This is a genomic window from Solwaraspora sp. WMMD792, assembly GCF_029626105.1.
Classification (GTDB): Bacteria; Actinomycetota; Actinomycetes; order Mycobacteriales; family Micromonosporaceae; genus Micromonospora_E.
Genome location: NZ_JARUBH010000008.1, coordinates 1 through 21,040, shown reverse-complemented (window position 1 = coordinate 21,040; position 21,040 = coordinate 1). Strand labels below are relative to the sequence as shown.

Below are 21,040 nucleotides of genomic sequence, written 5' to 3'. Positions count from 1 at the left end.
GCGGCCCCGCACCGAGTCCGGTGCGGGGCCGCTCCGCCATGTCTCAGAAGTCTGGACAGATGTACTGCCGCACCACAGCCAGGATCTGGGTGGCGGTCTCCTCCCCGAACCCGTCCGGATACCCCGGCGCCGAAAATCGCAAGTTCGTGAGCTGGACGAGCTTTGCCTCGTCTGCCTCGCCGTTGCCGATTGACTGGCACTGGCTCCGGCCACGGTCGATGATCGTCTTCTCGTCCTTGTCTCCGACGATGTCCGGGTTGATGTCCTTCAGCGCGCTGATGTAGGCAGCCCAATCTTCAGGCGATGGGGTAGGCGGGATCCCGGCGGCCGCAGCGGCGGAGGCAAGGCTGTCGTCCGCCGGTGCCGACGTCGGGGCCGGCGTGGCCGCGTCCTCGTCAGAGCCGGCACCGCAGCCCAGAGCGGTGACGGCGGCCGCCACGATCGCGGCCACCAACATTCTGTTACGCACGTCGTCTCCTCGGTTCTCGTGGGGCCCCGCCGTCGCCGGCCGGGGCGGGGCCGTCGGGGTACGGGCGGGCGCGATCACGGTGCCAGCGGCGGCCGCAGCACGCCATCGGACCGTCGGGCAGGCGACACCCACCGTTACGGGGATGAGACTCGGGTGCACCGCCGCATGCTCGTGGCTAGGCCCACTCCACCACGACACGCCAGCGCGCCGGCCACCACGGCTCACCGGTCTGGGCGCGCAGCCACACCCCCGGCGCGGCGGCGGTCACGTCCAGGCAGAGCAGCTGCCCGCTCCGACCGTAGACCCGGACGACGATCACGGCCGTGACGGCACGGTGCACCGCCATGGCCTTGAGAGCAGGGTGGTCCGGCGTGGCCACCGCCACGACAGCAGCGGATGGTCGGCCACGCCGGCATCGTCCAGCTCATCCCGTCGGTCCGCGCGCCACTGCACCGCGCGGATCAGGTCGGGGCACCCCTCGGGCTCGCACTCCGGGCATCGTGGCCAGACCGGTGGTGGCGGGCCGTGGTGGATGGCCAGTATTCGCGCCGCCGTGGCGTCGTCCATCGGCCCGGTCATATGGATCGCCGCACCAGGCGGTACTTGGCGATGGCCCGGCGGGTACGGGCCCACACCAGCTGCGGGCAGTCCTCGGTGCCGGGGCAGTCGGTGTGACAGCGGTGGCCGGCGGCGTGTGCGTGCACGGCGCCGGCCGCCGCGTCGTCGATGTCCTGATCGGTGATCGGCCCGTCGTCCATCGCGGTCACCGCGTTGGACTCCCGTCGATCCAGGTCCACGCCACGAACCGCTCGTGCAGCTCGGCAGGGTCGGTGATACCCGCCTCGCGAGCCGCGACGGTCAGCATCTCGCCGATGTCGACCGACAGCGCGAGCGGTTCGCTGGCGTACGCCTCCGCCAGCTGGACGCGGGCCGGCGAACACGGCCAGGGCGTACCGTCCGGGCACACGACGCAGTCCCACGTCGGCCGGTGCGGGGTGTGTGCCGGCTCGACGGCCGGGGCGGCCGGTCTGGACGTGCCGGTCACGGCAGGATGGTGCGGCCGCCGTTGCCGCCGCGCTGGTCGGCACGGTCGGTGCGGGTCGCAGGCCGGGTGTCGGTCGGCCGGGCGGGCTGGTCGACCCACCGGCGGCGGCCGGGCACCGGACGGACGACGTCGACCACGCCTGCGTCGCGGAGGAACCACTTCCCGATCATCTTCGCGCTCCTCGAGTCAGCGGGGCGGCGGCCCGGCGAGCACGGGGGAACCCGGCCGGACCGCCGCCGATCCGGGGTGGCCCGGCCCCGCGGATCCGCGCGCTGGATGCCGATCAGGACCGGGCCGGCTGGGCGGCTGAGCGGCCCGCCCATCTTTGCGTACGCAAAGCGTTGGACTGAGTGTGACCGCAGTAACGACGCGACGTCAAGGCTTTGCGTACGCCTAAACTGGGCCACATGGCGGGCTATCGGGAGATCGCAGCGGACCTCCGCGAGGCGATCGCGGCGGGCGAGTACGCGCCCGGCGCCCAGATCCCGACCGAGCACGCCCTGGCAGAGCGGTACGGCGTGTCACGGGAGACGGTGCGTCGGGCACTGGCCGAACTGCGCGCCGCCGGCGTACTCGAGTCGGCCCGGGCCGCAGGAACGCGAGTCGCGGCGCCACCGGTGCGGCTGGCGCTGGCGCGGTACGCAGCCGTCGCCGACCCCGCCCGCACTCGGGCGAACCTCGGCCCGTGGGAGACCGCCTGCGCCGACCAGGGCATCGACGGGTCGGTGGAAGTCGTATCGGTCGAGGAGGCCATACCTGCACCACCCGGCGTAGCCGCGCGGCTGGCTCTGCCTGCCGGCGCCTCAATGGTGCTGCGCCGCCGTCGCCACTTGATGGACGGCCGTGTCGTCCAGCTGCATGAGTCGTGGATGCCGCGTGACCTGGTGGCGGGCACGGCGCTCGCCGGGCAGGGCAAGGTGGTCGGCGGCGTGTACGCCGCGTTGGCCGCTGCCGGCATGCGGCCGGCGACCGCGAGCGAGGAGCTGTCGGCGCGGCCTGCTGCGTTGGCCGAGCAATCGGACCTGGGCTTGGCGGCGGTGGGCTGGGTGCTTGAGCTGTGGCGCACGACGCGAGACGTCACCGGCCGGCCGCTGGAGGCGTTGCAGGTGGTGTCGGATGCCCGCCGGGTGACGTACGTGTACGACGATCTGCCGATACGGGGCGAGAGGTGACCATCATGGACCGGGTCCAGGCGTTGGAAAAGCTGACCGCGGCCGCTACGGCGGTCGACGAGGCCGAGGCTGAGATGCTGGCGGCTGCCGCGCTGGACACCGTGATGTCCCATCCAGGGCTGCGGTACGCGCCCGTCGACCAACGGGCCACCAGGTGGGTGGCGGCGTGCGACGGCGTGCTGCTCGGGTACCTGTGGTCGGAGCCGGGGCGGCTGCTCGGCGGGTGGACAGCCGCACGGCTGGACGAGTCAGACCGGCTCGGCCCGTTCTCCACTGGTCGGGCCGCCGCAGCGGCGCTCGCCCGGCACTGTGGTGCAGCTCCTGCACACACCGGCCCAACGTAACTGCTAGTGATCTAAAGTTGACATTGAGCCGGGGGGGGGGGGGGTCCTCGATGAGGGGTTCAGCCCCACCCCCGCCCCCCGCCCCGGCTCAGTCTCCAGATCGGACGACGGGCCGGCCAAGGCGGTGCCGGTCAAGGCGGTGCCGGTCCATGAACCCATCCGCGTACGCGCGTGCCACGGCGCGGCTGCGGGTGCGGGAGATCGCGGCGTGTGCCGCGACGCCAGCCGCGAGCGCGGCGGCGGCGATAATCGGTGTGGACAGTCGTTCGAGCATCATCGGTGATGCGCCTCCGGCAGTGGAGTCCCCGTTTGAAGATCTCACCGTAAGTGGATCGCTACGGCATTGACCTCGGGTGATCGGCCGGGATCCCAGCCAGCAGGACGCGAGGGTCATACGTCTGTCCGACCGGATGATCATCCAGTTAGGTGCCCCTCAGTCATGGTTGACGACTGATCAACGACGAGTACGTCCACGGTCGTTGAACCTACTCGCCAGCCCGGCGGCCGACGCATACACCTCACGGATCGCCTCGGCGTAGCGGGCCGGGGTGTGTTCGGCGCAGCGGGCCGCCGCCGCGGCCGCCTGCCGGCGGGCCGTGTCCGGGTCGAGCAGCAGCCGCAGCACCCCGCCGGCCAGCGCACCCGGCTGCGGCTCGGTGCGCAGTGCGGCGCCGGCAAGCGCGCCGTGCGCGTGCAACGCCCGGTCGACAAGTACCACCGGCACCCCGGCCAGGCCGGCTTCCTGCAGGACCAATGCCTGGGTGTCGGTCTGCGAGGCGAACGCGAACACCTCGGCGGCCCCGTACGCCGCAGCCACCACCTCCGGACCCTGCTGGCCGGTGAGGGTGATCCGGGCAGCCACCCGAGGGTCGATGGTGCGCAGCAGCGCGGCCAGCCAGCGCGGCTCGTACAGGGCACCGACCAGCACCAGCCGGGCGGTCGGGCAGCCGACCAGCACCCGCTCGAACGCGGTGATCAGCAGGTCGATGCCCTTCTCCCGGTTGATCCGACCCACGTAGAGGACCACCCGGTCGCTGGGCGTGATGCCGTGGCCGTACCGGAAGGCGTTGATCTCGTCGGCGGTGGTGCGGCGGGCCGCGACCCCGGTCGGCACCAGGTGCACCCGGTCGGCGGGCACCGGCAGGTGGATTCGGTCCAGCACCGCCCGGGTCGGCACCACCACCGCGTCGGCGCCGCCGAGCAGCAGGGTGTTGGTGGCGTCCATGGCGGCCCGGCGGCGGGCGACGGCGCCGCTGGCCATCGGCCGGTGGTCACGGGCGTGGCCGGCCGGTGCCGCCGCCGGGCGGGGTACGCCGAGCCGGCGGGCGTACAGCCGGACGCCGGCGCTGAGCGCACGGGCCGGCACCCGGTACGCGTCGGCGTACGCGTGCAGGTCGGTGTGGTAGGTCTGGACCAGCGGCAGACCGAGCCGGCGGGCGGTGAGGACGCCGAGCAGCCCGACCGGTCCGGGGGTGTGCACGTGCACCACGTCCGGGGCGTGGGCGGCGATCTCGGCGATGGTGCCGGTGGCGGCGGCGCCGCGCAGCAGCCACGGCGACAACCGCAGGTCGGCGACTCCGCAGGGCAGCGCACGTAGCCGCAGCACGTCCGCCTCGGTCGGCTGGTCCGGGTGCCGGGGCACCACGATCAGGCCGGGATGCCCGGCGGCGGCCGACGCCGCCGCGAGAGTCCGCAGCGAGGTGACCACCCCGTCGCGGCGGGGCAGGTACGTGTCGGTGAAGTGCACTGCTCGCACGTCAGGCACGGTGGGTCACCGGGGCCAACATGATGTAACGGTAGGCCAACAGCGCCGTTAAGTCTGCTCGTCCGATCAGCCGACGGCCAAGATCGTGAACTCGCTGGCGACGTAGACTCGCGGGCATGACAGGACTCGCGGCATGGCAGCGGTGAGCACCCCGGCACCCGCGCGCCACGATCTGGCCGAGGTGGGGCGGAACGCGGCAACCCTGCGTAGCTTCCTGCACGGGCTGCCCGGCGTCGATGAGGTCGGCGCGCGGCAGCGGGCCGCGACGCTCGGCACCCGGTCGATCAAGACGACGGCCAAGGCGTGGGCGATCGACCTGGCCGTCCGGATGGTCGATCTGACCACCCTCGAAGGCGCCGACACCCCCGGCAAGGTACGCGCGTTGTGCGCCAAGGCCCGCCGCCCCGACCCGACCGACCCGGACTGCCCACCGGTCGCCGCGGTCTGCGTCTACCCGTCGATGGTGCCGACCGCCGCCGAGGCGCTCACCGGCTCCGGCGTGCACCTGGCCAGCGTGGCCACCGCCTTCCCGTCCGGGCAGGCGCCGCTGGAGGTGAAGCTGGCCGACACCCGGGCGGCAGTCGCCGCCGGCGCCGACGAGATCGACATGGTGATCAACCGGGGGGCGTTCCTCGCCGGCCGCTACGAGCAGGTGTACGCCGAGATCGTCGCGGTCAAGCAGGCCTGCGGCGACGCCCATCTCAAGGTCATCCTGGAGACCGGGGAGCTGGCCACCTACGACAACGTGCGCCGCGCCTCCTGGCTGGCGATGCTGGCCGGCGGCGACTTCATCAAGACCTCCACCGGCAAGGTGCCGGTCGCCGCGACCCTGCCCGTCACCCTGATCATGCTGGAGGCGGTACGGGACTTCTACGCCGCCACCGGGCGGCGGATCGGCGTCAAGCCGGCCGGCGGCATCCGCACCACCAAGGACGCGATCAAGTACCTGGTGCTGGTCAACGAGACCGCCGGCGACGAGTGGCTCACCCCCGACCTGTTCCGGTTCGGCGCTTCCACCCTGCTCAACGACCTGCTGATGCAGCGGTCGAAGCTGCACACCGGGGTCTACTCCGGTCCCGACTACGTCACCCTGGACTGATCAGCGTGTTCGACTACGCACCGGCACCCGAGTCCCGCTCGGTCGTCACCATCCGCGACTCGTACGGCCTGTTCATCGACGGCGAGTTCGTCGACCCGACCGACGGCGGGGCCCGCAAGACCGTCAACCCGGCCACCGAGGAGGTCCTCGCCGAGGTCGCCGAGGCCGGCCCCGGCGACGTCGACCGGGCGGTGGCCGCCGCGCGTACGGCGTACCAGCGGGTCTGGGGTCCGATGCCCGGCCGCGACCGGGCCAAGTACCTGTTCCGGATCGCCCGGGCGCTCGCCGAACGCAGCCGCGAGCTGGCCGTGCTCGAGTCGCTGGACAACGGCAAACCGATCCGCGAGTCCCGTGACGTCGACCTGCCGCTGGCGTCGGCGCACTTCTTCTACTACGCCGGCTGGGCCGACAAGCTGGGGCGCGGCATGATCACCATCCACAAGACGGCCACCAGGGGCGCTGTCTCACGTTCCGCCCTGGTGGATGGACCGGCCCTCCTGGTGGCTGGTCCAGCTCGGCCGGCGGCGGCTGCTTGGGAGGGCGCCGCCGCCGGCCGGGTAACCCCGGTCTTCCCCGGCCGGCCGGGACCTGGAGTGGTCCCCACGGGCCGACTCCAGCGGTCGCTACGACCGGCCGGCCGGGGAGCACTTCGTGCGCTGCGCCTGCTGCTCGGCGTGGCCCTCGTGCTGGGCGCGCTGGTCGGCCTGGTCGCGGTCGGCGGCGCCGAGCTGCTGACGCGCGGGCTGGTCGACCCGGCCGCCCTGGCCGCCGCCGGCGCCCTGGTGCTGTTCGCCGCCACCGCCCCGGTCCGCCGGTCTTCCCCACGGCGGTCCGGGCGTCGTCGGGTGCGTGCGCCGTGCCGGGGAGGGCCGGCGCACGCACCCCATCCACAAACGGCAGCGGCCCTCGCCGCGACATCGGCAAGGGCCACCCATCCCAACCATCGACGTGAGAGGTCGACGTGGAACACGAGAGTACCGAAAACCAACCGGACACCGTACCGACCAGGTCCGACATCTGCGGCCAGCCGGCCGTCAACACCGTGGTGGCCACCACCAACGACGACTCCGGCCAGCCGACCCCGATCCGCCCGGGTGTGATCCGGACCGGGGCGTACGCCGGCACCGTCTCGACGTGCGATGCGCACGTCGACCAGGCCACCGCCGGCCTGCGCGCCGCCGGCCTCGTGGTCGATGTGTTCGCGCCGATCATCCCGACGGCGGCGGTGTGCGGCGAGATCTGGCGGGTCGCCGCCGACTCGGTGCTCACCCCCGACGGCGGACCGGAGCACCAGGCGCTGCAGCGGGCGGCGGCGGGCACCGGCCCCGGTCCGGAGACCGCACCGGTCGACCCGACCCCCGACCCCGACCCGGCCGGTGACGCCGGCGGGCACGGGGTGGCGGGCGGCTGGTCCGGCCCGGCCGGCTGCGGCGCCAGGTGCCTCTGCGGGCTGGCCGTGGACGGATTCGACAGCATGGCTCCGGCGCTGGCGCTGCTGGACGAGCACATCGCCGGCGCCACCACCGCCGACTCGCCGGAGGACGTGCCGGTGTCCCCGGCCGCTGACGTCGCCGTCGACGTCGTCCAGCGGTGCGGCCGGCCGGCGGTGGCCGGTGTGGCGACGCAGCCACACCCGCTGCGCTGGACCGGCCCACGGACGTACGCGGGCACCATCTGGGTTTGCGCCGGGCACGAGGACGTGGTGACGGAACAGGCCCGGACCGGCGGGCTGGACACCGGGCTGGTCGGCGCTCCGGAGCGGGTGCGGTGCGGCGAGATCTCCGCCGAGGGAGTTGACCTGGCCGACGTGCCGGCCGGCGCGTGGCCGCGCCTGGCGGTGCTCGCAGCTGCGAACGTCACCGCCGTCGACGCCGGCCGGGCCCCAGACGACGCGATTCCGTCGGTGCGTGCCACCGAGCTGCGGCCGGGGATGTGGGTGGCGACCGGCCGGGACGACGTGCCCGGTGTCGAGGTCCGCGCCGTCGAGGTTGGCGCCGCCGGACTGGTCGGGGTGCTCCTGGCCGGCCCGGAGTACGCCGAGCACCACGCCGACGACCTGGTGCCGCTGGTCGACGAGGAGACGGTGGCCGCCGCTGCCGAGGCGCTGCGTGTGCGGACCCGCCGTCAGCTGATGCTGGACGGGCTGCGCGCCCTGGTCGCGGCCGCCGAGCGGGACCCGTCGATCCTGCCGGTCGACCGGCTGCAGGTGACCGGCCGCGCCGCCAACCTCGCCGGTCTGCAGGCGTTCGCCGCCGAGCTCGGCTCCGACGTGGTCCCGGTCGGTGAGCGCCTGGTCGCCGAGCTGCTGACCGGCGGCGGTCCGGCCGATGACCTCGGCGGGTCGTCCGCGCCGCTGTCGATCGAGATGTACGTCTACAACGACGCCGACCCCGCCGACCAGCCGGCCCCGCCTGCGCGGGGAACCGCCGCCGTGGTGGTGCCGGCACAGCCGACCGGGGGTGACCTGTGACCGCCAAGATCGGACCGTACAACAGCGAGGACGAGGCGTTGGCCGCGCCACTGCCCCGGCAACTGGCCGAACTGCACACCACCGGCCGCATCCGGCCCGGTGACGGCACGGCCGAGGGCACGCGCCGGGCAGCCCTGATCGCCGCCGCCGTCGACGCCGGCGTCGAGCTGGGCGACCTGGACCACCGGGTGCTCGCCTGGCTGGCCAGCTGGGAGACCGCGACCGTGCAGGTCGTGATCGGCCTCCTGGCGCGGGCGCACGCCGCCGGCCGGGCCGCCGGCCCGGCACCGCTGGCGCAGGACCCGCCACGCCCCCCGGCCACCCCGGCACCGGGCCAGCCGGCCGACGTCACCGCCGCGCTGCTGGCCGAGGCAACCGACCCGTGCGAGGCCGCCGCCGTCGAACTGCTGGCCGGCGCCGGCCTGCTCGACCACCCGGCCGTGACCCGACGCATCACCTCACCCGGCGTCGTCGGATGGAACGCCCTGCACCTGGCCGCACTGGATGACGCCCTGGGCGACGACATCACCGACGCCCAGCACCACCTTCTGTCCCTGGCCTGCAGCCTGGGCAGCCGCGGACTGCTCCCGGCCTGCCTCCGCCAAGCCCTGTGGGGCATGTGGGAGACCCCGGACACGGCCGGCCTGGTGCTCGGCGCGATCCGGACCGCCCTGGGCGGTGATCGCCGGTGACCACGGGGATCGCAGCCGCGCTGCCCGAGGCCGGCGGGCTGCTGATCATGGCGCTGATCGTCGCTGGCGGGCACGCGGTGCGGGTGCTGGCCGGTCGGGCACGCCGTGCGGCCGCCGCCCGGCGGGCTGATCGGGCGGCCCGGGTGGCGGCCCGGCAGGCGCGGCGGGCCGCTGCCGACCGGGCGTGGCACGACCGCCTGGCCGCGCTGCTCGACGAGCACCAGCCGGCGGGAGGTGCGCGCCGATGAAGGTGTTCGCCTCGCATTTCTGGGCCGGGTCCGGATGGTGGACGGCGCCGATCCACCCGCTGTGGCTGGCGGCCGCGCTGCTGCTGTTCGCGGGCGCGCTCCGGGCCGCCGTGGTGGTGCGCCGCCGGCGGACCCGCCGCCTGAACGAGCACTGGGCGTCCGTGACCGCCGCCCTCGCCGTCCGGCCGCGCCATCACGACCTGTCGACCTGGGCGGTCGTCGCGATCACCGTGGCGGTGTCGGTACCGGTCAGCGCGGTGATCGGCGCGGTGGTGGCGCTGATCGCGGTCACCGTGGCCGGTGCGGGCCGGGGCGACCCCTGGGCCCGTGCCGCCCGCGTGGCGGGCCTGACCCGCGACGTCCGCGACGCCCTGGACCTCGCCCGCCCCAGCACCACCGCCCACGACCAGACCGAGCAGAGAGGACAGCAGCAATGATTCTGCTGATCGTCGCGGCAGCCTGCCTGGTGGTCGCCGCGCTCGCGGCCGCCGTGCGCCGGGGCCTCCTCAGCACCGCCGCCGCCGAGGACCGGCACGAGGGCTGGGACATGCACACCGGGGAGTTGTCGGCGCTGCGCGTCGAGCTGACGCAGGACCTGCCCGCCTCAGCCCTGCCGTGGCCGGAGCCGGTCGACGGCGAACGCTGGCCGGAGCCCGTGACCGGACGTACGGCGCCCGCTGGCGGGGTGTACCGCTCGGCTCCGGTGCCCGTCGTGGACACGGGCCGGCGCCGGGCGGAGCCGCCGGACGACGGCACCGGCCAGTGGGCCGCCGCGAACCCAGCCACAGCAGGCGTCAATCCGTGGTTCGCGCAGCACGTGGCCAGGTCGACGGCCCGGGGCGGGTCGTGGTGACCGCCGGTACGCCCGGGTGGCCGCGCCGTGCGGCCACCCGGGCCCCGGCCCCACCGGCGGAGCTCGCCGGCGCGGCCGGCGCACGCGCACAGGTGTGGATCGCGGTCGCCCGTGCCGGTGTCACCGCCCACAAGATCCGGCCGACGACCGACGACAAGCAGCGCCGGACGGTGTGCGGCCGGTTCGTCAGCTCCGCCGAGCGGGAGCAGGGCCAGGTGCTCGCGGCCGCCGTGGTCGCCGAGCGCTACCGCGCGGCCTGGTGCCCGCACTGCTGGCCATCACCCCAGACACAGACAGAGGTGAGCCGATGACGGCCAACCTGCCGGTGTACGGCGTGCGGGAGATCCCGGACGGCCTGGCCACGGTGACGATGCTGCGCCGGATGCGCCGCAAGCCCGCACCCGACCAGGCCCCGGCCGGCATCCTCCGCTACAGCCGCGGCAAGGACACCACGCACCTGTTCACGGTCGCCGACACCGTGGCGATGCGGCCGCTGACCGCCCGGCAGCGGGCGGCGGCCGAGGCCAGCCGCGTCTACCCCCGGCACTGCGAGGTGTGCGGGTGGGACGCCGGCGGGCCGCTGCCGTCGAACGGCCGTGGCGCGCACCGGTGCCCGGCCTGCGACGCCGAGGACCGCTACGACCAAGTCCGCGCCTGGCGCGCCCAGCAGCGGTCCGAGGCCTCCGCCTGGGCCGCCGAGGCACTCGCTGACCCGACCGCCATGGTGGTGGCGACCCGGTCGATCGACCTGGCCCCCGCCGGGCCGGGGCAGACGGTGAAGCGGACCGCCGTCGCCGAACTCGTCGTCGTGTCGCTCGCCGATCCGGCGGTGGACCGGCTGCACATCACGTTGATCCCGGACCGGCGGCCGAAACGCAAGCGGGACCTGCCGGCCGGCGGCCGGCTCGTCGAGGCCGCCGCGCCGGGCGTGGCGGCCTGGGTGACCGGTCGGCGGGTCGTGGCCTGGTCGGAGTGGGAGGTCTCCGCCCTGGACTGGGACCTGCGGGACGCCGGAGTCCAGCCACCCCGGCCGGGGACGCGGCTGATCTACCTGCCGCGTCTGCGGGCGATGAGCCACCAGTACAGCCAGTGGTGCGGACACATCGGGTCGGCCGGCGTGGTCGACCAGTCGCGGCCGCCGGGCGGCCCGGTGGAGGAAGTCGACTGGATCGTCGACACGCTGCGCCGGATGGCCGCCTCACCGGTTCGGGGAGTCAGCCAGTGACCGGGCAGACCCAGCCGGCGCTGTGGCGGGTGCCGCCGGAGACCCGGACGGCGCTCGAGTCACCGGAGTTGCTGGTCGACCTGGCGGCCGCGATCGAGTCGGCGGACGCCGCAGCAGCGGGTGAGAGCCGCTGGTCGCGGGCGGTCGCCGCCGCTGGTCGGGTCCGCGATGTGCTGCGGGCCCGGATGGTGCCGGAGGCCGCGCCCCGGTCCTGCCAGTCGCCGGCCCTGCTGCGCGTCGCGGAGGAACGGCTCCGGCAGATCGAACGCAAGCGGTACGACGCCGTCCACGATGACCAGCGCACGTCCGGCCAGCTGTGGCAGATGGCGTGCTGGTGGGCCGATCCGGAGTCGACCTGGCTCGACTGGCCGTACGTCGATGGCTATCCGGAGCACGGTGACCGCGTCGCCGACCTCGTGCGTGCCGCCGCCCTGCTGACGGCCGAGGCGGACCGGATGCTGCGGCTCAGAGCCCAGGGACTGGCGTGACCGCGCGCCCGCCGGCCCGGCCGGACCTGCCTCCGGTGCTGTGCCTGGACTGCGCGACGCCGCTCACCGACCCCAAAGCGCGGGCGCGTCGGGTCGGATCGCTGTGCTGGCGGCGCCGGCGGGCCGAGGCCCGCCGCCAGGAACAGGCGGCGGCCGCCTCGGTGCTCCCCGACCCGGTGCGGGTGCGTGGCGGCCGCGACGCCGGCCACGACGGACCAACGCTCGTCGACCCGGCCGGCGTCATCGAGGAGGCATCCCGGTGACCCGCCGCACCCCGGCCCGGTCGCGGGTACCGCCGCACCTCCACCAGGCCACACGAGATCTGCCGGCGGACCACCGTGGCCGCCGGGTCTGTGTCGTGTGCGGGCTGCTCGGCGAGCCGGGCGACGCGCACCACCCGATCACCCTGCCAACCACCCCGGTGTCCCCGGTCCTCGCCGCCGCTGCGGCGGCTCGGGACGCCGCGATCTTGGGAGAACGAGATGCCGATTGAGGATGACGAGTTCGAGACGGCGTACCGGGCCGCGATGGCTGCCCGGCCGGGTCAGGCCGTCTACCCGGACGACGTCCGCAGGTCACTCGGCCAGGCCCGGCGGCCCGCCCTCCGGACGCCGGCACCGGTCCGGCCCGCCCCCGTCAAGCCGGTGGCCCGGCCGGCCGTCGCCGAACCGGCGCCAGCGTCGCCGGCGGCCGCCGTGGCGTCGACGGGCGTCGAGCGCGCGGGTTGGCTCGGCCGGCGCTGGCGGTGGCACGCCACGGTGATCACTCCGTCCGGCGACGAGCACACCGTCACCGGCCACGCGTGGCGCTGGGCGACGGCGTGTGACCGCGCTGCCCGGGTCGCGCAGATCCTGCTGACGCAGGTGACCGATGGGTGACCCGACCAAGCCCGCGCGACAGGAGCTGGGGACTGAGGTCTGGGTGCACAGCACGTGGGACCACCTCATCAGGGTCCGCGACCACCTAGGGCTGATCGGCCTCCTCGTCGTGCCGACCACCAAGGCTGGCAAGCCAGCACCGGTCGATCCGCAGCTCATCAGCAAGGGCCGGTACTCCTGGCACGGCCGCTACCACCTGACCGGAGGCGGCGGTGCGTAACCGCGACCTCCGGCGTGTGCAGCAGGACTTGGCCGCCCGGCGGGCCCGGACACCGGCCGAGGCCGCCGAGCGTGCCCACCGTGGTGCCGCGCTGGTGCGGCGGGCGCTCGCCGGCGAACCGGTCCCGGACCCACCGCAGGCGACCGCCGGGCCTCGGCCGGCCCGGCCGCCGGTGCTGGACGAACTGGTGTCCTGCGCGGGCTGCTACCGGCCGCACGTCGGCGAGCCGGGCTCGCTGTGCGAGGCCTGCGCCGGCGCGCAGCCGGTGCGACTGGACGACATCGAGACGGGAGTGGGCTGAGTGACGAGTCAGCAGGATGTGGAGGCGGCGGTCCGGGCCGAGCTCGGCCGCCTCGCCTGCGACGCCGTTCAGGCGCTCCGCCGGGTCGGCGTGCCGGTGCCGGTGATGCCCGGCACGGCGGCCGCCGCCAACGAGGTGGAGGCGCTGCGCGCGCAGGTCGCCCGCCTGACTGAGCAGCGGACCGCCCTTATCCGGCTATGCCAGCAGATCCTCGACAGGTGCGGCGGGCAACTTGGCGGGCCGTTCCTGCTGCTCGCCGTGGCCGAGGGCTGGCGGCGGCAACTGGCCGAGGCGTCTGCCGACGACCCGCCGCCCGACTGAGTCCATCGCCCTTGCCCAGCTGCTGTTCTCCGTGGCCCGGCCTGCCGAAACGGCGGGCCGGGCCGCATCGCATCCACAGGAATCCATAGACGTTGATGATCATCTACGGGGGGCGGTAATGCCCTACTGGCTCGAAGACGACGCCTTCCCGAACTGGCCGGTGTGGGATGTGCTCAGCGCAGGGAACGTCGACATGGCGGACCGGCTGCAGTCCGCGTACGTCCGATGCAAGAGCACGACCGCCGGCGTGCTCGCGGACGGCTACCTCACCGAGCAGGCCGCGTTGACTCAGTGCCGGGGCCGGCCCAAGGTCCTGGCGCTGCTGGCGACGGCGGTGCTGGACCGGCCGCCCTTGCTCCACCGGCGTGGTGATGAGTGCGAGTGCCTCGGCGACGGCGTGTGGATCGACGGCTACGCCTACCGCGTCCATGCGTTCTCAAAGCGGAACCCGTCGCGCAAGGAGTACAACCGCAACCGCGCGCAGAAGGCTGATTTGCGCGACAGCAGGCTGAAGGCACTGGTGTACGGCCGCGACGGCGGCTGCTGCCGCTTCTGCCACAGCGGGCCACTTAACCCCAAGAGCGGCCGCGCGAAGGACGCACGCAAGCGTCTGCAGTACGACCACGTCGACCCAGACGCGCCGGCCGGCCCCGAGGGACGCAACCTCGTCGTGGCGTGTGGCCGGTGCAACGAGTCCAAGGGGCACAGGACGCCCGACGAGGCGGACATGGTGCTGCTGCCCCCGCCCACCCCGGAGGAGGCCGCCGCGTGGCACGCGCGCGGCCCCGTCGTGCTCGACCCGCCGCCGGCCAGCGCCATCCCGGCCGCCCCGGCGGATCACCGACCGATCAGCGACCAATCAACGACGAACCACGAACACGAACAAAAACCGACCAGTGATCGCGATGACGAACCGATCACCGGTCCCGACAGTGATGCGAACGACGATCACACGCCACCACTGCACCCAACACCAGCACCGACCAGCGACGGCCCGATGAGGGAACAGCGCCCGGAAGGGTCCGGGCTGGGTCGGGGCGGGCCACCGCGCTCATCAGCACCGCCACCCCCGCCCGCCGCAGCCTGGACCGGCCAGCCAGTGAGGTCCCAGGAGTACCCGGACATCTACCACCGACGCAGCCGCGGACCTGCCAGACCAACCGCACCACCACCAGCCGACCACCCAGCGATCCCCGACCCCGGCCCACCGGACTACCGCTGGCCCGCCGGGTCGGTGCCCACCCGTCCGCCCGGAGAGGAACCCACCGGTGGCTAACCAGACCGACCCGACGCCGGACGCGGTGCGCGGGCAGATCGAGGCGCTGCGGGAGGCCTACTCGTGGCTGGCCCTGCTGGTCGAGCCGGGCCGGGAGCGCCGGCCGGGCCGGCCGGTCGATGACGCCCAGGCGGAGCGGCTGGAGGCGCAGGGCCGGGCGGATCGCGCGTACCGGCAGTGGAACATCTCCCGTGGCCTGTCGGCTCTGCCCCCGTCGCCGGCGGCCGCCTCGGTCACGGTGGTCGACGCGCAGGCCTCCGTACGCCGGCGGGTGCTGGACATCGCGCACCGGGTGGCCGCCTGGCAGCACGCCAGCTGGGTCGGCGGGCCCGACGTCGACCAGGTGCTGTCCTGGCTCGACGAGGCCGGGCCGGGCCGGCCGGCGGTCGTCGACGAGCTACGCGACCGCCGACGACTCAGCTGGCTCGTCGACGAGCTGGCGACCGCCGTCGCGTCCGCCCGGCAGGCGGCCGGGGTGGTGGCAGAGCCGGTGCGGCCGGTGGCGTGGCGCTGCCCGGCCTGCGGGTCGCCGTCGCTGCAGCTGGCCCACCCGGGCGCGGACAAGTCGCTGTGGACCATCTCGTGTGTCCGACGGGCCTGCCGGTGCGCGGGTGCCGGGTGCGGGTGTCTGCGGCGGGACCGCCGTCAGGGCCTCGCCCACGTCTGGACTCGGGCGGAGCTGCCAACGCTGGCGCAGGCGGTGGCGATCGCGGACCGGGTCGCCCGGCAAGGGCGGCCGGTGACCGGTTCGGCGGCGGCCGGGCATGGCGGCTGGTCGGATCGGCGGACCGTACGGTGAGCGGGGTGGTCGTCGACGGGCAGGGCCGGCAGTGGTGGACCACCTCGTACGCCGTGCTGCAGCTGCAGGTGGCCCGCCACTGCCTGGGTGATTGGGTGCGCAGGTCCCGTGCTGCCGGGCATGTCGCCGGTGCCGATCCGGCGGACTGCCCGGCCTGCCCGCCCGACGCGGCCGCGTTCCCTCACGTCGACCCGCCGGCACGCCGTGGCCGGGTGTACGGCTATCAGGCTGAGCAGTTGTTGAACGTCGAGGCACATACCGGACGCGCGGGCCGGCCAGGGCGACGGAGGGCACTTTGACAAGATCGCGTTCCAATCTCATCATTGGTGCAGCGCCAGGAGTCTGCCCACGATCGGGAAGTGCGGCGTGATGGATCCCCGCCCCCGCAAGACCCCCAGCCAGTGGCGTACCGCCCCGTTGCCCCGGGGGTGGCGGACCCGGATCGTCCCGCGGATCCTGCGCCGCGACCGCACGTGCACGTTGCGCACGCATTGCAGGGGCGCACAGTCCACCGAGGTCGACCACATCGGCGACCCGGAGGATCACGGCGACCACAACCTTCGCGGGGTGTGCTCGCGGTGTCACGCGCATCGGACCGGGCAGCAGGGCGCGGCAGCGAGCAACGCGGCGCGGCCGACGAGGCGGCGGCCGGATCGAGGCGCCCATCCTGGCCTGATTGTCACTGACGGTGACGGTAGGGGTGGGGGGTGCCCCCCGGGGCGGGGGGCCTTCAGCGGTGGGGGTTAGCGGCTCGGCCACTGTATAGAACTCAAATCTATCTGCCCTGGTGGGAGGTGCTGAGCGTGGCCGTTGCGGGTCGGAAACCGAAGACGGATCGTAGCCAGGTGCGGCACCGCGTACCGGCGGTGCATGACTGGGTGGAGGTGCCGGACCTCCCCTACGACGGTGACCGTCCGTCGCTGCCGACGCGGATGGTGCGGGTCCAGGTCGACGACAAGCCGCCGGCGTGGGAGACGCGGCGCGGGTCGTGGCCGGCCGCGACCAGGCGGTGGTGGGAGACGGTGTCGACGATGCCGCACTGCCGGTTGTGGACGTCGTCGGACTGGCAGTTCGCGATCGACACGGCCGAGGTGCACGCGAGGTGGGCGGCGGGTGAGACGTCGGCGACTGAGCTGCGGATCCGGGAGAAGCTGCTCGGCACCACGCTGAACGCTCGGCGGGATCTGCGGATCCGGTACGTCGACCCGCCGTCCGGGCCGGCCGGCGGGGGCGACGAGTCCGGCGTCGTCCAGCTCGACGACTACCGTGACCTTTACGGGTGAGCTGACTGACGACCTGGTCGAGCTGCCGCCGGGGTACTACCTGGACCGCTGGCGTGGGACCGGGGCGTGGTGCACGTTGCCGTGGCCGGAGGACCTGGCGGATCTGCCGCCGAGTCTCGGCCCGCAGATCATCGGCTGGGCGGAGTGGCGGACGTACGACCGGACCGGCGTGCCGGGGCTGGTCGACCACCAGACCGGCCGCCGCTGGGTGTACACGCCGGGTCAGCGCAGGTACATGCACGTCTGGTACGCGTACGACCCGCGGACGGGCCGGTGGCTGTACCGGCGGGCGGTCAAGAGGGGCGCCAAGGGCACCGGCAAGGACCCGTTCGGGGCGTCGCTGTGCGATGCGGAGCTGATCGGTCCGACGCGGCTGGTGAACCGGGACGGCCGGTGGGTCGGGGTCCGGCACCGGATGCCGCTGGTCCAGATCGCCAGCAACAGCGAAGCGCAGTCGAAGGACGTGCTTCGGGTGGCGAACGCGATGCTGTGCCAGGAGACACGCGATTTCTTCGGTATCGACTGTGGTGAGACCCGCACGATCCTGAAGGAGTCGGGTGGGCGGCTGGAGATCCTGACCGCGAGTGAGAAGACCGCCGAAGGTGACCCGGCGACGTTCGTGCTGCTCAACGAGTCGCACCACATGACCGAAAGCTCCGGCGGTCACAAGGTCGCGGCGGTGGCCCGCCGTAACGTCGGCAAGTCGCCGAAGGATCTGCAGGCGCGGCTGTGTGAGATGACGAACGCTCACCAGCAGGGCGGCGACTCCGAGGCGGAACGGTCGTACGAGGCGTGGCAGAAGCAGGTGTCCGGGCAGGCGAAACGCCGCGACATCCTCTACGACAGCATCGAGGCCCCGCCGACGACGGACCTGTACGACGACGCGTCGCGGATGGCCGGGCTGCGGGCCGCGTACATGGACGCTCCGTGGGCGGATCTGGAGCGGTTGTCCGACGAGATGCTCGACCCGTCGACGTCGGAGGCGGACAGCATCCGCTACTACCTGTCGGGTCTGGCGACGGCGGAGGACGCGTGGATCGATCCGCGCCGGTTCGACGAGTTGGCGCGGCCGGGCCTGGTGGTGGCCGACCGGGAACAGCTGGCCCTGTTCCTGGACTGCTCGAAAAGTACGGACGCGACCGGGCTGGTGGGGGCCCGGATCTCCGACGGGCACGTGATCACGTTGGGGGTGTGGCAGCGGCCGCACGGCGATCGCGGGAAGGGCTGGCTGGCACCCCGGCATGAGGTCGACGCGGCGGTGCGGGCCGCGTTCGACCGGTACCGGGTGGTGTGGTGCGGGATCGACCCGTCGCCGGCCCGCGACGACGAGGACGAGTCGCTGTACTGGATGGAGATGATTGACGGCCTGCACCGGGACTTCCGGCGCAAGCTGCCGGTCTGGGCAACCCCGGGCACCCGCGGTCATTCGGTGCTGTTCGACATGCGGATCAAGACACCGGGCGCGGTCGAACGGAACCGGCTGTTCACCCAGTCGGCGATGCAGTGCGCGGCGGACATCGACGAGCACGGCACGCTCACCCATGACGGCAAGGCGGCGCTGCGGATGCACGTGCACGCGGCCCGCCGGCGGCCGAACCCGTGGGGCGTGAGCCTGGGGAAGATCACCCGCGACTCGACCAAGTTGGTCGACCTGGCGGTGTGCATGGTCGGGGCCCGGATGGGTCGGAGGCTGGCGCTCAACAGCGGCAAGGTGCGCGTACGACGCGCGGGGGCGGGGAAGGCGGTGTTCTGATTGGCGCTGACGGCTGAGGCTGCCGCGACCCGGGCGGGTGAGCTGCGGCGCACGCACGAGTCGGAGCGTGCCGAGCTCGACGTGCTGCGCCGCTACTGGACGGGCAAGCAGCGGCTGCCGGCGGTGATCCCGTCCGACGCGCCGCGTGAGGTGCGGGAGATGGCCCGGATCTCCCGGGTGAACGTGATCGACATCGTGGTCAACAGCCTGACGCAGGCGTTGTTCGTCGACGGGCTGCGGGCCCGTGATCCGCAGTCCGGTGACGATGTGACGCCGCCGGTGTGGTCGGCGTGGCTGGCGAACCGGATGAACAAGCATCAGGCCGGTCTGCACCGGGCGACGGTGGCGTACGGCACCGGATACCTGGTGATCACCCCCGGTGATCCGTATCCGGTGATGCGGCCGCGGTCGCCCCGGCAGGTGACGGCGATGTACGGCGAGGATCCGGACTGGGCGGAGATCGCGCTGGAGAAGCTGCCGGTGCCGGGCCGGTGGCGGCTCTACGACAACACCGTGGTGTACGGGCTGGTCGAGCGGGGCGGCCGGCTGGATGCGGTCAGCGCGGATGAGCACGGGTTCGACCGGCCGCCGGTGGTGCGCTACCGCGACGCGGAGGACCTGGACGCCGACGACGACGCCGAGCCGGAGTTGCTCTCCGGCGGGTTGAGTGCGCAGTGCCGGGTGGTGGTCGGGCAGGTCGCGCCGCTGATGCCGATGCAGGACCAGCTCGACCTCACCTCGTTCTCGCTCAAGGGCGCGGAGTGGTACAGCGCGTTCCGGCAGCGGTGGGCGATCGGGTGGACGCCGGAGGACCGCGACGCGAAGATGCGGTCCGCCGCGTCGCAGTTCTGGACGTTCGACGCGATGCCCGATGAGATGCGGCTGGGTGAGTTCTCGCAGACGGAGTTGAGCGGGTATCTGGCGTCGCGGGAGTCGACGTCGAAGTTCGTGGCGACGCTGTCGCAGACGCCGGTGCATGAGCTGATCGGCGAGCTGGTCAACCTGTCCGCGGAGGCGTTGGCGGCGGCCGAGGCCGGCCGGGACCGCAAGGTCGACGAGCGTAAGACCGGCATGGGCGAGTCGCACGAGCAGTCGTTCCAGGTCGTCGGCGCGTTGATGGGTGTGCCGGTGCCCGACGACGCCGAGGTGGTGTGGCGGGACACGTCGGCGGCCGCGTTCGCCGCGGTCGTCGACGGGCTGGGCAAGCTGGCGCAGATGCTCGGCGTTCCCGCGCAGGAGTTGTGGGACCGGATCCCGGGTGTCACCCAGCAGGACATCCGCCGGTTCAAGGCGGCCGCCGCCCAGGGCGACGCGTTGGCCAACCTGACGTCGCTGCTGGACCGGCAGGCCACCGGCCCCGACGACGGGGACCCGGATGATCCGGGTGGCGCTGGTGGCGCTGACGGTTGAGGGCGCCGCGTTGACCCGGGCGCACCGGCAGGCGCAGCTGACGTTGCGGGCGGATGTGCTGCGGGACCTGGTGCAGCTGTGGTCGCTGATCGGGCCGGGCGACTTCGAGCGGTTCGCGGTGGCGGCGGAGATCCTGATCCGGCAGCGGCACGGCGACTCGGCCGGTCTGGCGGCCGCGTACTTCGAGCGGTTCCGGACGGCCGAGGGTGTGGCCGGGTCGGCGACGGCGCGGCTGGCCGAGGCACCGGACGCGCCGGCGGTGCGGGCGGTGCTGCGGGCGACCGGGCTGGCCGGGATGCGGTCGGCGGCGGCGGCCGGCCAGTCGGCGCAGGCGGCGGCGCGGACCGGCCTGGTGCGGGCGTCGGGGTCGGCGGTGTGGATGGTGCTCGGCGGCGGCCGGCGTACGGTCACCGACTCGGTGCGGGCGGACCGGCAGGCGGCCGGCTGGCAGCGGGTCACGTCGGGGTCGCCGTGCGCGTTCTGCGCCATGATCGCCTCGCGGGGGCCGGCGTTCAAGTCGCAGCGCGGTGCCCGGTTCCAGGCCCACGACCACTGCGCCTGCACCGCCGAGCCGTTCTACGAGGGGTCGCGGCCGGTGCCCGGCAACGAACGGCTACGCCGGGCATGGGAAGCCGCGCAGCGGCAGGCCCGCGAGTCCGGCGAACTGAGCCGGGGCACCAGCAACGACGCGTTGAACGCGTTCCGCCGGTACCTCGCCGGTGATCAGACCCTCCGGCCCGACACGGGCCGGACCGACCCGACACGGGAGTGACCGCGATGGCGGACGACAACACCGGCACCACCGACCAGACCGCCAAGCCGGCCGGCACGGGCGGCAAGGACTGGGAAGCGGAAGCCGAGAAGTGGAAGGCCCTCGCGCGTAAGCACGAGGACCAGGCCAAGGCCAACCACGCCGAACTGGAGAGGCT

At 73.8% G+C, this 21,040-nt stretch carries 30 protein-coding genes; 24 read left to right on the top strand and 6 right to left on the bottom strand.

Translation table 11 applies throughout. From position 1 onward, the window contains the following. Positions 1-43: 43 nt before the first annotated feature. From O7629_RS01315 to O7629_RS01295, 5 genes are all read right to left on the bottom strand, one after another. Positions 44-469: a hypothetical protein gene (locus O7629_RS01315; protein WP_278166963.1), complete on the bottom strand. Its 426-nt coding sequence runs from the start codon at positions 467-469 to the stop codon at positions 44-46. Positions 470-644: 175 nt separating this feature from the next. Continuing rightward, the gene (locus O7629_RS01310) at positions 645-854 is read right to left on the bottom strand and encodes a hypothetical protein (RefSeq protein WP_278166964.1); all 210 of its coding nucleotides are present in this window, start codon (positions 852-854) and stop codon (positions 645-647) included. Positions 855-1,044: 190 nt separating this feature from the next. Next, positions 1,045-1,236, bottom strand: a complete 192-nt coding sequence (locus O7629_RS01305) for a hypothetical protein (protein WP_278166965.1) — start codon at positions 1,234-1,236, stop codon at positions 1,045-1,047. Continuing rightward, positions 1,233-1,514 carry a hypothetical protein gene (locus O7629_RS01300; RefSeq protein ID WP_278166967.1) on the bottom strand — a complete coding sequence of 94 codons (282 nt, stop codon included), beginning with the start codon at positions 1,512-1,514 and terminating at the stop codon, positions 1,233-1,235. The genes O7629_RS01305 and O7629_RS01300 overlap by 4 nt, the downstream gene beginning before the upstream one ends. Then, positions 1,511-1,684, bottom strand: coding sequence for a hypothetical protein (locus O7629_RS01295; RefSeq protein WP_278166968.1), 174 nt, complete (start codon positions 1,682-1,684; stop codon positions 1,511-1,513). Before O7629_RS01295 ends, O7629_RS01300 begins: the two co-directional genes overlap by 4 nt. 237 nt (positions 1,685-1,921) lie before the next feature. On the opposite strand from O7629_RS01295, the gene O7629_RS01290 reads away from it, so the two are divergent. Together O7629_RS01290 and O7629_RS01285 are read left to right on the top strand one after the other, a co-directional pair. Further along, the gene (locus tag O7629_RS01290; RefSeq protein ID WP_278166970.1) at positions 1,922-2,686 is read left to right on the top strand and encodes a GntR family transcriptional regulator; all 765 of its coding nucleotides are present in this window, start codon (positions 1,922-1,924) and stop codon (positions 2,684-2,686) included. A 5-nt stretch (positions 2,687-2,691) separates the two neighbouring features. Further along, positions 2,692-3,030, top strand: coding sequence for a hypothetical protein (locus tag O7629_RS01285; protein WP_278166971.1), 339 nt, complete (start codon positions 2,692-2,694; stop codon positions 3,028-3,030). Positions 3,031-3,484: 454 nt separating this feature from the next. On the opposite strand, the gene O7629_RS01280 is transcribed toward O7629_RS01285, so the two are convergent. Next, positions 3,485-4,786 carry a glycosyltransferase gene (locus tag O7629_RS01280; protein WP_278166972.1) on the bottom strand — a complete coding sequence of 434 codons (1,302 nt, stop codon included), beginning with the start codon at positions 4,784-4,786 and terminating at the stop codon, positions 3,485-3,487. A gap of 142 nt (positions 4,787-4,928) precedes the next feature. Between O7629_RS01280 and deoC the strand changes: the two genes are divergently transcribed. The 22 genes from deoC (at position 4,929) to O7629_RS01170 (ending at position 20,883) form a co-directional block, all read left to right on the top strand. Next, a complete protein-coding gene (gene deoC / locus O7629_RS01275; protein WP_278166973.1) occupies positions 4,929-5,894 on the top strand; it encodes a deoxyribose-phosphate aldolase in 966 nt (321 codons plus the stop codon). 5 nt (positions 5,895-5,899) lie between these two features. Next, entirely contained in the window at positions 5,900-6,994 is a 1,095-nt protein-coding gene (locus tag O7629_RS01270; protein ID WP_278167032.1) for an aldehyde dehydrogenase family protein, read from the top strand. Between the two features lie 1,366 nt (positions 6,995-8,360). Further along, entirely contained in the window at positions 8,361-9,056 is a 696-nt protein-coding gene (locus tag O7629_RS01265) for a hypothetical protein (RefSeq protein ID WP_278166976.1), read from the top strand. Further along, positions 9,053-9,304, top strand: a complete 252-nt coding sequence (locus tag O7629_RS01260) for a hypothetical protein (protein WP_278166977.1) — start codon at positions 9,053-9,055, stop codon at positions 9,302-9,304. Before O7629_RS01265 ends, O7629_RS01260 begins: the two co-directional genes overlap by 4 nt. Next, the gene (locus tag O7629_RS01255; RefSeq protein ID WP_278166978.1) at positions 9,301-9,741 is read left to right on the top strand and encodes a hypothetical protein; all 441 of its coding nucleotides are present in this window, start codon (positions 9,301-9,303) and stop codon (positions 9,739-9,741) included. The genes O7629_RS01260 and O7629_RS01255 overlap by 4 nt, the downstream gene beginning before the upstream one ends. After that, on the top strand, positions 9,738-10,157 hold the full coding sequence (locus tag O7629_RS01250; protein ID WP_278166979.1) for a hypothetical protein: 420 nt from the start codon (positions 9,738-9,740) through the stop codon (positions 10,155-10,157). Before O7629_RS01255 ends, O7629_RS01250 begins: the two co-directional genes overlap by 4 nt. Continuing rightward, positions 10,154-10,468 (top strand): hypothetical protein, encoded by a 315-nt coding sequence (locus O7629_RS01245; RefSeq protein WP_278166980.1) that lies wholly within the window; start codon positions 10,154-10,156, stop codon positions 10,466-10,468. Before O7629_RS01250 ends, O7629_RS01245 begins: the two co-directional genes overlap by 4 nt. After that, entirely contained in the window at positions 10,465-11,382 is a 918-nt protein-coding gene (locus tag O7629_RS01240; protein WP_278166981.1) for a hypothetical protein, read from the top strand. The genes O7629_RS01245 and O7629_RS01240 overlap by 4 nt, the downstream gene beginning before the upstream one ends. After that, positions 11,379-11,870, top strand: coding sequence for a hypothetical protein (locus O7629_RS01235; protein WP_278166982.1), 492 nt, complete (start codon positions 11,379-11,381; stop codon positions 11,868-11,870). Before O7629_RS01240 ends, O7629_RS01235 begins: the two co-directional genes overlap by 4 nt. Continuing rightward, on the top strand, positions 11,867-12,133 hold the full coding sequence (locus O7629_RS01230; RefSeq protein WP_278166983.1) for a DUF6011 domain-containing protein: 267 nt from the start codon (positions 11,867-11,869) through the stop codon (positions 12,131-12,133). The genes O7629_RS01235 and O7629_RS01230 overlap by 4 nt, the downstream gene beginning before the upstream one ends. After that, the gene (locus O7629_RS01225) at positions 12,130-12,363 is read left to right on the top strand and encodes a hypothetical protein (RefSeq protein WP_278166984.1); all 234 of its coding nucleotides are present in this window, start codon (positions 12,130-12,132) and stop codon (positions 12,361-12,363) included. The genes O7629_RS01230 and O7629_RS01225 overlap by 4 nt, the downstream gene beginning before the upstream one ends. Beyond that, positions 12,353-12,748, top strand: a complete 396-nt coding sequence (locus O7629_RS01220) for a hypothetical protein (protein WP_278166985.1) — start codon at positions 12,353-12,355, stop codon at positions 12,746-12,748. The genes O7629_RS01225 and O7629_RS01220 overlap by 11 nt, the downstream gene beginning before the upstream one ends. Continuing rightward, positions 12,741-12,968 (top strand): hypothetical protein, encoded by a 228-nt coding sequence (locus O7629_RS01215; RefSeq protein WP_278166986.1) that lies wholly within the window; start codon positions 12,741-12,743, stop codon positions 12,966-12,968. Before O7629_RS01220 ends, O7629_RS01215 begins: the two co-directional genes overlap by 8 nt. Beyond that, on the top strand, positions 12,961-13,269 hold the full coding sequence (locus tag O7629_RS01210) for a hypothetical protein (protein ID WP_278166987.1): 309 nt from the start codon (positions 12,961-12,963) through the stop codon (positions 13,267-13,269). Before O7629_RS01215 ends, O7629_RS01210 begins: the two co-directional genes overlap by 8 nt. Next, positions 13,270-13,590: a hypothetical protein gene (locus O7629_RS01205; RefSeq protein ID WP_278166988.1), complete on the top strand. Its 321-nt coding sequence runs from the start codon at positions 13,270-13,272 to the stop codon at positions 13,588-13,590. Positions 13,591-13,708: 118 nt separating this feature from the next. Then, on the top strand, positions 13,709-14,866 hold the full coding sequence (locus tag O7629_RS01200) for a hypothetical protein (RefSeq protein ID WP_278166989.1): 1,158 nt from the start codon (positions 13,709-13,711) through the stop codon (positions 14,864-14,866). Further along, a complete protein-coding gene (locus O7629_RS01195) occupies positions 14,859-15,665 on the top strand; it encodes a hypothetical protein (RefSeq protein WP_278166990.1) in 807 nt (268 codons plus the stop codon). Before O7629_RS01200 ends, O7629_RS01195 begins: the two co-directional genes overlap by 8 nt. Next, positions 15,662-15,964, top strand: coding sequence for a hypothetical protein (locus O7629_RS01190; protein WP_278166992.1), 303 nt, complete (start codon positions 15,662-15,664; stop codon positions 15,962-15,964). The genes O7629_RS01195 and O7629_RS01190 overlap by 4 nt, the downstream gene beginning before the upstream one ends. Before the next feature lie 546 nt (positions 15,965-16,510). Continuing rightward, positions 16,511-16,948 (top strand): hypothetical protein, encoded by a 438-nt coding sequence (locus O7629_RS01185; protein WP_278167030.1) that lies wholly within the window; start codon positions 16,511-16,513, stop codon positions 16,946-16,948. Beyond that, on the top strand, positions 16,932-18,701 hold the full coding sequence (locus O7629_RS01180; RefSeq protein ID WP_278167028.1) for a hypothetical protein: 1,770 nt from the start codon (positions 16,932-16,934) through the stop codon (positions 18,699-18,701). The genes O7629_RS01185 and O7629_RS01180 overlap by 17 nt, the downstream gene beginning before the upstream one ends. Further along, entirely contained in the window at positions 18,702-20,111 is a 1,410-nt protein-coding gene (locus tag O7629_RS01175) for a phage portal protein (protein ID WP_278167026.1), read from the top strand. Beyond that, a complete protein-coding gene (locus O7629_RS01170; protein ID WP_278167024.1) occupies positions 20,095-20,883 on the top strand; it encodes a hypothetical protein in 789 nt (262 codons plus the stop codon). The genes O7629_RS01175 and O7629_RS01170 overlap by 17 nt, the downstream gene beginning before the upstream one ends. The last annotated feature ends 157 nt before the right edge of the window (positions 20,884-21,040 follow it).

Coding starts and splice junctions, on each gene's coding strand:
- O7629_RS01255 (WP_278166978.1), top strand. CDS start 9,301: ATGAAGGTGTTCGCCTCGCATTTCTGGGCCGGGTCCGGATGGTGGACG.
- O7629_RS01285 (WP_278166971.1), top strand. CDS start 2,692: ATGGACCGGGTCCAGGCGTTGGAAAAGCTGACCGCGGCCGCTACGGCG.
- deoC (WP_278166973.1), top strand. CDS start 4,929: ATGGCAGCGGTGAGCACCCCGGCACCCGCGCGCCACGATCTGGCCGAG.
- O7629_RS01220 (WP_278166985.1), top strand. CDS start 12,353: ATGCCGATTGAGGATGACGAGTTCGAGACGGCGTACCGGGCCGCGATG.
- O7629_RS01215 (WP_278166986.1), top strand. CDS start 12,741: ATGGGTGACCCGACCAAGCCCGCGCGACAGGAGCTGGGGACTGAGGTC.
- O7629_RS01200 (WP_278166989.1), top strand. CDS start 13,709: ATGCCCTACTGGCTCGAAGACGACGCCTTCCCGAACTGGCCGGTGTGG.
- O7629_RS01240 (WP_278166981.1), top strand. CDS start 10,465: ATGACGGCCAACCTGCCGGTGTACGGCGTGCGGGAGATCCCGGACGGC.
- O7629_RS01290 (WP_278166970.1), top strand. CDS start 1,922: ATGGCGGGCTATCGGGAGATCGCAGCGGACCTCCGCGAGGCGATCGCG.
- O7629_RS01250 (WP_278166979.1), top strand. CDS start 9,738: ATGATTCTGCTGATCGTCGCGGCAGCCTGCCTGGTGGTCGCCGCGCTC.
- O7629_RS01295 (WP_278166968.1), bottom strand. CDS start 1,684: ATGATCGGGAAGTGGTTCCTCCGCGACGCAGGCGTGGTCGACGTCGTC.